This window comes from Rhodococcoides fascians A25f (assembly GCF_000760935.2).
Classification (GTDB): Bacteria; Actinomycetota; Actinomycetes; order Mycobacteriales; family Mycobacteriaceae; genus Rhodococcoides.
On sequence record NZ_CP049744.1, the window covers coordinates 2,144,108 to 2,154,777 of the forward strand.

14 protein-coding genes and 1 tRNA gene are annotated in these 10,670 nt (G+C 65.8%); 9 read left to right on the forward strand and 6 right to left on the reverse strand.

Going from position 1 to position 10,670, the window contains the following annotated elements:
- Positions 1-20: 20 nt before the first annotated feature.
- A complete protein-coding gene (locus BH93_RS10220) occupies positions 21-1,277 on the reverse strand; it encodes a nicotinate phosphoribosyltransferase (RefSeq protein WP_242459225.1) in 1,257 nt (418 codons plus the stop codon).
- 150 nt (positions 1,278-1,427) lie between these two features.
- Here BH93_RS10220 and clpS point away from each other — a divergent pair, with 150 nt between their 5' ends.
- From clpS to BH93_RS10260, 8 genes are all read left to right on the forward strand, one after another.
- Positions 1,428-1,787 carry an ATP-dependent Clp protease adapter ClpS gene (clpS, locus tag BH93_RS10225; protein ID WP_170944785.1) on the forward strand — a complete coding sequence of 120 codons (360 nt, stop codon included), beginning with the start codon at positions 1,428-1,430 and terminating at the stop codon, positions 1,785-1,787.
- 40 nt (positions 1,788-1,827) lie between these two features.
- Positions 1,828-2,397, forward strand: a complete 570-nt coding sequence (gene aosR, locus BH93_RS10230) for an oxidative stress transcriptional regulator AosR (RefSeq protein ID WP_032375959.1) — start codon at positions 1,828-1,830, stop codon at positions 2,395-2,397.
- A gap of 9 nt (positions 2,398-2,406) precedes the next feature.
- Complete coding sequence (locus BH93_RS10235; protein WP_037177148.1) at positions 2,407-3,492, forward strand: P1 family peptidase; 1,086 nt, start codon at positions 2,407-2,409, stop codon at positions 3,490-3,492.
- Between the two features lie 107 nt (positions 3,493-3,599).
- The gene (locus BH93_RS10240; RefSeq protein ID WP_371832098.1) at positions 3,600-4,181 is read left to right on the forward strand and encodes a rhomboid family intramembrane serine protease; all 582 of its coding nucleotides are present in this window, start codon (positions 3,600-3,602) and stop codon (positions 4,179-4,181) included.
- A gap of 112 nt (positions 4,182-4,293) precedes the next feature.
- On the forward strand, positions 4,294-5,052 hold the full coding sequence (locus BH93_RS10245; RefSeq protein ID WP_176457261.1) for a cyclic nucleotide-degrading phosphodiesterase: 759 nt from the start codon (positions 4,294-4,296) through the stop codon (positions 5,050-5,052).
- Between the two features lie 21 nt (positions 5,053-5,073).
- The gene (gene rph, locus BH93_RS10250; protein ID WP_032375961.1) at positions 5,074-5,859 is read left to right on the forward strand and encodes a ribonuclease PH; all 786 of its coding nucleotides are present in this window, start codon (positions 5,074-5,076) and stop codon (positions 5,857-5,859) included.
- Complete coding sequence (rdgB, locus tag BH93_RS10255; RefSeq protein WP_037177150.1) at positions 5,852-6,466, forward strand: RdgB/HAM1 family non-canonical purine NTP pyrophosphatase; 615 nt, start codon at positions 5,852-5,854, stop codon at positions 6,464-6,466. The genes rph and rdgB overlap by 8 nt, the downstream gene beginning before the upstream one ends.
- Before the next feature lie 3 nt (positions 6,467-6,469).
- Positions 6,470-7,279 (forward strand): esterase/lipase family protein, encoded by an 810-nt coding sequence (locus BH93_RS10260; protein ID WP_037177151.1) that lies wholly within the window; start codon positions 6,470-6,472, stop codon positions 7,277-7,279.
- 2 nt (positions 7,280-7,281) lie between these two features.
- Here BH93_RS10260 and BH93_RS10265 read toward each other — a convergent pair whose 3' ends face one another.
- From BH93_RS10265 to BH93_RS10280, 4 genes are all read right to left on the reverse strand, one after another.
- Positions 7,282-7,635 carry a DUF3817 domain-containing protein gene (locus BH93_RS10265; RefSeq protein ID WP_037177152.1) on the reverse strand — a complete coding sequence of 118 codons (354 nt, stop codon included), beginning with the start codon at positions 7,633-7,635 and terminating at the stop codon, positions 7,282-7,284.
- On the reverse strand, positions 7,632-8,033 hold the full coding sequence (locus BH93_RS10270) for a glucitol operon activator (protein ID WP_037177153.1): 402 nt from the start codon (positions 8,031-8,033) through the stop codon (positions 7,632-7,634). The genes BH93_RS10265 and BH93_RS10270 overlap by 4 nt, the downstream gene beginning before the upstream one ends.
- Before the next feature lie 89 nt (positions 8,034-8,122).
- Entirely contained in the window at positions 8,123-8,782 is a 660-nt protein-coding gene (locus tag BH93_RS10275; RefSeq protein WP_037177154.1) for a maleylpyruvate isomerase family mycothiol-dependent enzyme, read from the reverse strand.
- A gap of 71 nt (positions 8,783-8,853) precedes the next feature.
- Positions 8,854-8,935: transfer RNA gene (locus BH93_RS10280), tRNA-Leu, on the reverse strand.
- 83 nt (positions 8,936-9,018) lie between these two features.
- On the opposite strand from BH93_RS10280, the gene BH93_RS10285 reads away from it, so the two are divergent.
- The gene (locus tag BH93_RS10285; RefSeq protein WP_037177156.1) at positions 9,019-9,807 is read left to right on the forward strand and encodes a TetR/AcrR family transcriptional regulator; all 789 of its coding nucleotides are present in this window, start codon (positions 9,019-9,021) and stop codon (positions 9,805-9,807) included.
- Here BH93_RS10285 and BH93_RS10290 read toward each other — a convergent pair.
- Positions 9,774-10,505, reverse strand: a complete 732-nt coding sequence (locus tag BH93_RS10290; protein ID WP_155291117.1) for a hypothetical protein — start codon at positions 10,503-10,505, stop codon at positions 9,774-9,776. The two genes, BH93_RS10285 and BH93_RS10290, sit on opposite strands and share 34 nt — an antisense overlap.
- Between the last annotated feature and the right edge of the window lie 165 nt (positions 10,506-10,670).

Genomic DNA, 10,670 nt, shown 5'->3' on the forward strand with positions numbered 1-10,670 from the left:
GTTCGGCATCGACACCGCCCCTAACCTTCGACGAAGCGGGTGGGTATCGCCGGTTCGCCCTGGGACAGTTTCAGGCCCTCCCACGGGAGGCTGACCAGGCGCCCGGCCAGTAGTTCACGGCCGTCGGCCAGCGTCGGCAGGCCGGGGACGCGCTCGCCGCCGCGGACCAACGGCGTGGTCAACGTCTCCACCGTCAGATCGTCGCCGATGGTCGGGGGAGAGTCGAAGGGGTGCACGATCTCCTCGACGGCGGTGCCGGTGCTGCGCGCCGTTCGTACCGCCGCCTTGGTGCCACCACGCGATTCCTTGTGACTGCTGCGCTTGGCGACAGGGATGCCGTCGACGGTGACTAGCTTGTAGACCATGCCGGCAGTCGGGGCACCGGAACCGGTGACCAGAGACGTGCCGACGCCGTAGGAGTCCACTGGTTCGGCCCGCAGTGCGGCGATGGCGTACTCGTCGAGGTCACCCGAGACGACGATCCTGGTCTTCGGCGCTCCCAGGGCGTCCAGTTGGTCGCGCACCTGCCGGGCGAGCACACCGAGGTCGCCGGAGTCGATGCGCACACCGCCGAGTTCGGGCCCGGCCACCTCGATGGCGTTGGCAACGCCCTGAGTGATGTCGTAGGTGTCGACGAGCAGGGTGGTGCTCACGCCCAGTGCGCGAACCTGAGCCGCGAACGCGGATCGTTCGTCCGGGCCGTCGACGGTGGTGTGCAGCAGGGTGAATGCGTGAGCCGATGTGCCGGCTCCGGGGACGCCGTGCCGGCGGACGGCTTCGAGATTGGACGTCGCGGTGAACCCGGCGAGGTACGCCGCGCGCGATGCGGCGACGGCCGCTTCCTCGTGGGTTCGACGCGATCCCATCTCGATGATCGGCCTGGACTTCGCTGACGCCACCATCCGTGCAGCCGCGGAGGCGATCGCACTGTCGTGATTGAGGATCGAGAGCACGAGCGTTTCGAGGACGACGCACTCGGCGAAGGTGCCGCGGACGGTCAGAACGGGGGAGCCGGGGAAGTACAGCTCGCCCTCGCGGTAGCCGTCGATATCGCCGGTGAATCGGTAGTTGCGCAGCCACTCGACTGTGTCGGCGTCGAGAAATTCGGCCACGATGCGTAGCTCGTCCGGGCCGAAACGAAAGCGCGCGATGGCGTCGAGGATGCGGCCGGTTCCCGCGAGAACTCCGTACCGGCGGCCCGCAGGCAGCCGTCGCGCAAAGACCTCGAAGCTGCAGACACGATCTGCGTTACCGCTGGCCAGAGCGGCCGACAGCATCGTGTACTCGTACTGATCGGTCAGCAGCGCGGTACTGACGTCGTCGGTGAAAATCGCGTGATCTGTGGTCGCGTCGTTGCTCACCTCGCCCACACTACGAGCGCAGGGGCGAGCGTGTGACGCTGGCCCGACACGCCGTACCCTGTGGACATGCCTTGGTTGACGGTGGATGGAACGCTTCTGCCCGTGGACGGCGTCTCGGCAGGTGATGTTGTCGCAGCGTCACCGCAGGCGGTTCCGGCCCAGACCGAGGCCGTTGCTGCCGACGAGTCACACGACACTCCATGGGTCACGATCGTGTGGGACGACCCGGTCAACCTGATGCACTACGTGACCTACGTGTTCCAGAAGCTCTTCGGCTACAGCAAGGCCAAGGCCACCGAGCTGATGATGCAGGTGCACTCCGAGGGCAAAGCCGTTGTGTCGAGCGGCGAGCGCGACGCGATGGAGAACGATGTTCGACGCCTGCATGCGGCTGGTCTGTGGGCCACGATGCAGCAGGACAAGTAGTAGCTCACCACCTCTACGTCAGAGAAGGACATCAGCAACAGTGCGCACGTGGACGAGACGGAATTCGCTGTCCGGGGTCAAGATCAAATCCGAGATCGACGCGCGTGAGGCGGCAGTGCTTCGGTCTCTCGTCGGCTCGGTACTGGGACTGCTGCGCGACCGATCCGCCGCTGCCCCCACCGACGAGCTGGCCGCGCTGACCGGTCTGCGTACCGGCCACAACACTCCGCCCGACGATGCCGCGCTGGCACGGCTGCTTCCCGACTTCCACCGCGCCGATCCCAGCCGCGACGAGGAGGATCCGACCGACCTCAACGGCGCTCTGCGTGGCCTCCACGAGCCCGAGATCATCGACGAGAAGTTGGCGGCCGGATCGATCATCCTGGCCACGCTTCCCGAATCCGGTGGCAAGATCGTGCTGACCCAGGAGCAAGCGGATGCGTGGTTGACCGGCCTCAACGACGTGAGGCTGGCGCTCGGCACGACGCTGGGGATCAGTGCGGACACACCGGACGTCCTCGACGAGGGTGATCCTCGCGCTCCGCATCTCGATGTGTACCACTGGCTGACCTGGATGCAGGATTCACTCGTACAGGTCCTCATTCCCTAGGACGCGCGCGTGACCGCAGCCTTCTCCAACCCCGGACCGCGGGACTCTCTGACCGACGTGGCAGGTCTTCTGGTCGGTCACCATCACGAACTCGACGACGACGTCACGATGGGATCCGGCTCGGCTACCGGTGCCACCGTGGTGCGTGCACTCGGTGGAGCGACGGCCGCAGTCGACGTCCGCGGCGGCGGGCCGGGAACGCGCGAGACCGACCTGCTCGATCCGAGCCATTCCGTTCAGCACGTCAACGCGATCCTGCTGACCGCGGGCAGTGCGTACGGGCTCGCGGCCGCAGACGGCGTCATGCGATGGCTGGAAGAGCACGGTCAGGGCATTCCGATGGGCAGTCCCGATCACGTCGTTCCGATCGTGCCGGCTGCGGTGATCTTCGATCTTCCGGTCGGTGAGTGGACGGTGCGTCCGACCTCGGAGTTCGGCTATCTCGCGGCGGCAGCAGCGGCGGCCGAATTCGCGACGGGATCGGTCGGAGCAGGAGTCGGTGCTCGTGCTGGAGTGCTCAAGGGCGGCGTGGGCACAGCGAGCACGGTGATCGAAGGCGGTCCGGCCGACGGGGTGACGGTCGCGGCGCTGATGGTCGCCAATCCTGTAGGCGCGGGATTCGACCCCCGCACCGGATTGTTGTGGGGCACCGGCACACTCGGGCCCGCAGCGTTCGGCATGCGCAAGCCCGACGTCAACGAGGTGTGGACCGCCTCGGCGCTCGAACCCAAGGGCACTGCCCTGAACACCACGATCGGTGTGGTCGCCACCGACGCGACACTGTCGTCGGCGTCGTGCAAGAGGATTGCCGTCGCGGGTCACGACGGTCTTGCTCGGGCCATCCGGCCTGCGCACTCGCCCCTCGACGGCGACACGATCTTTGCCGTGTCCACGGGCACCAGAGCCGTCACTGCCGAGTCCTCGGTCCCCGCCGCGTTCTCGGCGGAGCTTCCGGTGCTGGCCGCGGTCACCGAAGCCGCGGCGATCGTCGTCGAGCGGGCCATCGTGCGTGCTCTGCTCGACGCCACCTCGGTGGCCGGCATCCCTACCTACCGCCAGATCTTCCCGTCGGCGTTCGCCGCGTCGCGCACCTGAGGGCAGGTCTCGACCCGTCCCTGACCGGTACCGTGGAGGAACCGAGGTTGGAGGCGATCATGAGTGATATCGGCAAGCTTCCCGGCAAGCGTGAGCGGCCGGTCTGGATGCAGGCCGCCGTCTACGTCGGGGCATTCACCGCTCTGCTGTGGATCATCGAGATCATCGATGTGGCCAGCGGGTCGAGGCTCGAACGCAGTGGGATCCAGGCCCGCTCGGTAGAGGGGTTGTGGGGCATTCTGTTCGCGCCCGTGCTGCACGACGACTGGCAGCATCTGATCGCGAACACCGTGCCGATCGTCGTGCTCGGGTTTCTGGTGTTGCTGTCCGGTATGGCGCGCGGTCTGGCTGCCACCGGGATCATCTGGGTGGTCGGCGGCTTCGGTACCTGGCTCACCGCTGGCTCGTACACGAACACGATCGGCGCGTCGATTCTGATCTTCGGGTTCATCGCGTACCTGTTGGTGCGCGGCTTCTTCACGCGCAAGCTCGGGCAACTCGCGATCGGTGTGGTGGTGTTCGTGCTGTACGGCAGCGCCCTGTGGGGCGTGCTCCCGAGTGATCCGAACATCTCGTGGCAGGGACATCTGTTCGGTGCGGTGGGCGGAGTCATCGCCGCTCGACTGTTGTCGGCCGATGCGCGCGCCGAGAGGTCGCGCGCGAAATCGCTCGATCGGCTCACTCCGTAGGTGCGAGGTAACTGCTGACACACCTGTCGTCGCTGGTGAATTTCGCCGACTCGCGCTGTGAATACTGCCCGAACGTTTCTGGTGATGCTCTCGGCGTGGCAGCATGGCTTTCATGCGAATTACCGTCCTGGGATGTTCGGGCAGCGTGTCCGGACCCGATTCACCCGCGTCGGGCTACTTGCTGGAAGAAGAGGAGACCGCTCCGGTCGTTCTCGACTTCGGTCCCGGCGTGCTCGGGGCGTTGCAGCGTTACGCCGACCCGGGGGATGTGAGTGTTCTGCTCTCACATCTGCACGCCGATCACTGCCTCGATGTTCCTGGTCTGCTGGTGTGGCGTCGCTACCATCCGAACCCGCCGGAAGGTCGAGCGATCGTCTACGGGCCTAAGGACACGGCGTTTCGACTCGGAGTCGCCTCGGCCGAGTGCGGCGGGCAGATCGACGACATGTCCGACACGATCGACCTGCGACGCTGGGTGGACGGCCGCACCGTGGAGTTCGGCAAGCTGTCGATTCTGACGCGGCAGGTGTTCCATCCGCCGGAGTCGTACGGCATGCGGATCACCACCGGGGAGGGCCGCACCTTCACGTACAGCGGCGACACGGGAATGTGTCAGGCGGTGCGGGATCTGGCGCACGGAGCCGATGTGTTCCTGTGCGAGGCTTCGTGGACCGACAGTCCCGAGCGACCCGAGGGCGTGCATCTGTCCGGAACCGAGGCCGGCCGAATCGCTCGCGAGGCCGGGGTCGGAGAATTGCTGCTCACTCACATTCCGCCGTGGACGTCTCGCGAGGACGTCATAGCCGAGGCCAAAGCGGAGTTCAGTGGACCGGTGCATGCCGTTCTTCCGGGGGACGTATTCACCGTCTGAGGACGCGCTAGGCTTCGAGTCGTGTCCAGACGAGAAGACGGCAGGGCGGACGACGAGCTCCGCAACATCAAGATCACCCGTGGATTCACCAGCCATCCGGCAGGGTCGGTGCTGGTCGAGTTCGGCAATACGAGGGTGATGTGCACGGCCAGCGTCGAGGAGGGCGTGCCGCGTTGGCGAAAGGGATCCGGCCTCGGTTGGCTCACCGCCGAATACGCGATGCTGCCGGCGGCGACGCATACCCGCAACGGCCGCGAGTCCGTCAAGGGCAAGGTCGGCGGCCGTACCCAGGAGATCTCTCGCTTGGTCGGACGTTCACTGCGTGCCTGCATCGATCTGGCCGCCATCGGTGAGAACACCATCGCACTCGACTGCGACGTACTCCAGGCGGACGGCGGCACCCGAACTGCTGCCGTCACCGGAGCGTTCGTCGCGCTCAACGACGCCGTCACCTACCTACGGGCAGCGGGGCGCCTGGCCGATCCGCAGCCGATTTCGTGCATGATCGCCGCGGTCAGCGTCGGCGTCGTCGACGGACGGGTACGTCTCGACCTGCCGTACGAAGAGGATTCGCGCGCCGAGGTCGACATGAACGTGGTCGCCACCGACACCGGCACCCTGGTGGAAATCCAAGGCACCGGAGAAGGCGCGACCTTCCCGCGCACCACACTCGACAAGTTGCTCGACTCCGCGTTCGTCGGCATCGAGAAGTTGTTCGAGGTTCAGAAGGAAGCTCTGGCGCTGCCGTACCCGGGGGATCTGCCCGAGCCGGCCGCCGCGGGATCGAAGAAGAAATTCGGTGCCTGATACCAAGCTCCTGGTCGCGAGTCGCAACGCGAAGAAGTTGCGTGAACTGCGGCGAGTTCTCGACGCTGCCGGCCTCGTCGGCATCGAGTTGATCGGTCTCGACGAGGTGCCTCCCTTCCCTGAGGCACCCGAGACCGGAGCGACCTTCGAGGACAACGCGCTGGCCAAGGCTCGCGACGGAGCCGCGGCCACCGGATTGCCTTGTGTTGCAGACGATTCCGGAATCGAGATCGATGCACTCAACGCGATGCCCGGGGTGCTGTCGGCTCGCTGGTCGGGTACACACGGGCAGGACGAGGCCAACACCACGCTGGTGCTGGCTCAGTTGACGGACACGCCCGACGAGCGCCGCGGGGCGGCATTCGTGTCGGCATGTGCGCTGGTGCTGCCAGGCGGCAACGAGACCGTGGTCCGCGGGGAATGGCGGGGGGTCGTTGGGCGAGAGCCCATGGGGGAGAACGGTTTCGGGTACGACCCGATCTTCGTTCCCGAGGGCGACGGCCGCAGTGCAGCGCAGCTGAGCCCGGACGAGAAGGACGCGGCCTCGCATCGTGGCCGCGCGCTCCGCAAACTTGTTCCCGCGCTCGAAGAACTGACGGGGCGGTAGCTCGTGCGGGCGCGCGCAGTGCTGGGGCGCACGTCGGTTGCGCTCGCCGGCGTCGCGGTGGTTCTGACTGGCATCCCGGCCTCGGCCACACCTGCGGCGGGCTCGTTCGCCGAGGCTTTCGCATATTCGATCGCGCACCCGGGAGTGACGCCTGCAGGCTCGAACGACTACTCGTGCGTCCCCAGTGCGCAGCACCCGGAACCGGTGGTGCTGGTGCACGGTTTCCTGGAGAACTCGTACGACAACTGGGCGTCCTTGTCGCCGAAGTTGGCCGATGCCGGGTACTGCGTGTTCGCGATCGACTACGGCAGCACCGGGCCGGTGCCCGCGCTCGGAGCACTCGAGTCCATCCCCGAGAGCGCTGCGGAATTGTCGACCTTCGTCGACTCCGTTTTCGCGGCAACAGGAGCCGAGAAGGTGTCGATCGTCGGCCACTCGAAGGGTGGCACGGTGCCCCGCTACTACGCGCGCTTCCTCGGCGGGGATCGCACGGTGGCACGGATTGTCGCGTTGTCGCCGCCGAACTATCCGACTGCGGGCCCGCCCGTGCAGGACGACGTGCTGCAGAGACTGAACGAGGGGAGCGACACCGTCACGGGGATCGAGTACACGACGATCGTCACCCGCTACGACCAGATCGTCGTTCCGTACACCGCGTCACTGCTGACCGGTGCAGGAAACACGAACGTGGTGTTGCAGGACGTATGCACGGCGAACGTCGTCGAGCACACAGGAATTTCCTACGATCCGCTCGCCCAGCGGCTGGTGCAGAACGCACTGGATCCGGAGAACGCGCAGCCGATCAGCTGCTGACGTCAGACGGAGAAATCGGCTTTGACCTGCTTGGTGCGCTTGTGCTCGATGTAGAACGAGAGGAACGGGATGGTGCCGGCCAGTAGCGTGCCGATGGTGCGGCCTGCGGGCCAGCGCACCTTGATCGCGAGGTCGATCGTCAGGATCAGGTACACGAGGTAGACCCAACCGTGTACGACGGCAATCCAATTCGGCACGTTCTCGACCTTGAAGATGTACTTCGCGACCATCTCGGCCACGAGGACCAGCAACCAGATACCGGTGGCGTAGGCCAGAACGCGGTAACGCAGCAACGCGGATGCAATCTTCTGGGTCTTGTTCGCAGATGCCTGCGCCTTCTCCGGTGCCGAACTCACGTGGTGCTCCTGTCGGTCCCGCGGGATTCGTTCAGCTCCGCGAGGTAGCTGTTGTATTCGAGTAGTTGCCGGGCCTCGGGATCGTCGAGATCGTTCGTGTCCGCCGCCGGGGCATGCCGCTGGGGAAGCAGGTCGAGGGGCACCTCGGTGGGGCCGTCGGGTCGCGCGGCTGCCGCTTCGTCCGGATCCTCGTCCTCGAGTCGGACGAATTTGCGGTAGGCGTACACCACGAACGCGGCGAACAAGGGCCACTGGAACGCGTACCCCAGGTTCTGGCCGTTGCCACCGACCGACTCGAAGCGTTCCCACTGCCACCAGCCGAGGCCGAGACAGACCGCCGCTGCCACCACGACCAGCGCGATCAACGCAGGTCGACGGTTCGGGCGGGAGGTGGTCACGCTTCGACGGTACCGGAGGTGCTACTACCGGAGGTAGTCGCGTGGTGCCCGCCCGCGGTGATTCTCACCATGGACGGTTCGGGTGCGGCTCATGCCCGACGACGGTTGGCCCGTGCCTGGGCGAGTTGCTCGGCACCGGGCCCGGTGACGTCTGCGAGAGCGCTGCTACGTCCGGTAAGAATCAGCGCCAGCGTGCCCGCGGATCCTTCGATGATCGGACCGTCGCCGCGGGTCCAGTCGAGATCGGTTGCGCGCCAATGCAATCGAAGTTCGGGTCCTTTGAACGGTGCTGCGCCGGTTGCGGGCACCAAATAATCGAGCATCGTGATCATGCGGTGGTCGGGAACGTGGTGCTCGATGCCCAGCGGTCGACACATGTCCAATCCGTGCACGATGACGTCGGACAAGGGAGCCATCGGCCCGTGTCCCGGCGGGGTGAACTTCTTGTCTGCGTGAGCTGTGAGGAGCGCGGGCAGTTCGACGCCGTGCTTGCGACGCACACGCTGGGTCATCAGCTGATTGGCCCGGTCGAAGTTGCCTCGGGTACGTGCCATGGCGAGGCCGAATTGCCAGAGGGGGACGATCAGCGGGACCACCAGATGGGCGGCGACGTCGCGCACAGTCCAGGCGTCGCACAGCGACGGAGTGTCCCATTGTTCGGGGGTCAAGGTCTCGAGTGTGCGCGCGATGGAGCGTCGTTCGTCGGAAATTTCGGCGAAGATCGCGTCGTCGTCGGGATCGCTGGACATACGAGCCACCTTCACACGTCGGAACCTGTATACCTGGGAGCCTCGAGAAACGCCGGGCCGAACGACCGTTGTGCGCGAGGGGGGACTTGAACCCCCACGTCCTGAGACACTGGAACCTAAATCCAGCGCGTCTGCCAATTCCGCCACTCGCGCGTGCCGATGAAGTCTACAACCGATGCTCCTGCGCGTGCGACGCGGTTCGTCGAGCCGGGGCGACCTCCGATTAGGCTCGCCGGGTGGTGAAGAAGGAGAACTCGTACGACCCAGCGCGCATTCTCGAGTTGCTCTGGCGAGTCGACGCCAAGCCGAGCCGTACCGGACTGAGCGTGGACGCGATCGTCGACGCCGCCATCGAGCTGGCCGACGCGCACGGCCTCGAGTTCGTGTCGATGCGCAACGTGGCCGAGCATCTCGGGGTCGGCGCAATGTCGCTCTACACCCACGTTCCGGGTCGAGAGGAGTTGGCGGATCTGATGATCGACCGATCCCTCGTCGGCCTCTACTCGCATGTCGACGAGCCGTCCTCTGTTCCCGGCGGGTGGCGTCCTGCTCTGCGGTTCGTCGCCGAGCGCAATTGGTCTCTGTATCAACGGCATTCGTGGCTGCTGGAGGCGGAAGGGGCGCGGCCGGTGCTGGGGCCGCACACCAACGACAAGTACGAGGCCGAACTACGCCCCCTGGTCGGCACCGGCCTGACCGACATCGAGATCGACTCCGTGCTCACACTCGTACTCACGCACGTCTCCGGTACCGCGCGTGCCCTCGCGGGCGTCGTGCGGGTGAAGGAGCAGTCGGGAATGACCGACGCTCAGTGGTGGGCGGCCACTGCTCCGATCATCGAACGGGTGATGGACCGTGAGCGTTTTCCGGTGTCGTCTCGGGTCGGAACGGCCGCGGCGGCGTCGTACGACGCCGCCAGCGACCCTGTGCACGCCTACCGGTTCGGGTTGGAGTGCATTCTCGACGGTGTGGAGGCGCTGATGTCTCGCGGTCAGCCTGCCGATCGCAATTCCGCTTCGGAGTGACGCTGCTTCGCCCTGCGTGATTTGTGCTGGTATCGCCACACTGCGTGCTCGAGCGAGGCGAGGTCGGTGCCGAGTGCGTTCGCTGCCGCTGTGAGGATCACGGGGGAGCGGTCTTCGGCAATTCCAGCGGCGAGGTTCTGGTGGAGGGGTTCGAGTGCGTCGGCGACGAACGAGTTCAGATGTGCGGTCGCCTTGTCGGTGCGCACCCCGAGGTGCATGAGCATGCATTCCCAGGTGGTCTCGCCGAGGCCGGGGATCGCGCGGAACGCGTCGAATTGTTCGTTCGTGTGCTGCTCGAAATCGGTCGAACAACTCAACCCCACCGAGATCAACGTCTGTGCCGCCACGGTTGCAGCTGCTGCCTTGGTTCGACTGTTGCCCGGAACGAACTGACGGTTGGACAGAATCTCGACGAGTACATCCGGGTCCGAGGTCAGTTCTGCGAGTGTTGTCAAGTCGTCGAGTCGGTTATCGCCACGATGCGACCGCCATCGCGCGAGCACTGCGCGGACCCCGCTGGTCGGTCCGCCGTACGGGGCGCGGGCGGAGAACAGAGCATCGAGCAACGCGACCTCGCTCTCGCCTCGCCACCCGGGTGTCCAGTGCGGCGAACATGATTGTGACGCAACCGATTCGATGTGCAGCAGTACTGCGTCGAGTTCGTTCGGCGTGCAGATGTCTGTTACCGATGAATACATGAATTCCCCCCGAATTCTGTCGACCACCCTCGTGAGGAGTGGTTCGAGTGACGAAGCTAGAGGACCCCACCGACAGGGTTGGCCGGAGCTCATCTGTGCTCGAGATCACATCACGAAAAGATAACGAAAAATGCGAGGGTTTCCTCATGTTCTCCGCGCCGGGGC

Bases quoted from the DNA above. Each gene is read 5' to 3' on its own strand.
- BH93_RS10220 (WP_242459225.1), bottom strand. From the start codon at position 1,277: ATGCTGTCGGCCGCTCTGGCCAGCGGTAACGCAGATCGTGTCTGCAGC.
- clpS (WP_170944785.1), top strand. From the start codon at position 1,428: ATGCCTTGGTTGACGGTGGATGGAACGCTTCTGCCCGTGGACGGCGTC.
- BH93_RS10240 (WP_371832098.1), top strand. From the start codon at position 3,600: ATGCAGGCCGCCGTCTACGTCGGGGCATTCACCGCTCTGCTGTGGATC.
- BH93_RS10245 (WP_176457261.1), top strand. From the start codon at position 4,294: ATGCGAATTACCGTCCTGGGATGTTCGGGCAGCGTGTCCGGACCCGAT.
- BH93_RS10275 (WP_037177154.1), bottom strand. From the start codon at position 8,782: ATGTCCAGCGATCCCGACGACGACGCGATCTTCGCCGAAATTTCCGAC.
- BH93_RS10290 (WP_155291117.1), bottom strand. From the start codon at position 10,505: ATGTATTCATCGGTAACAGACATCTGCACGCCGAACGAACTCGACGCA.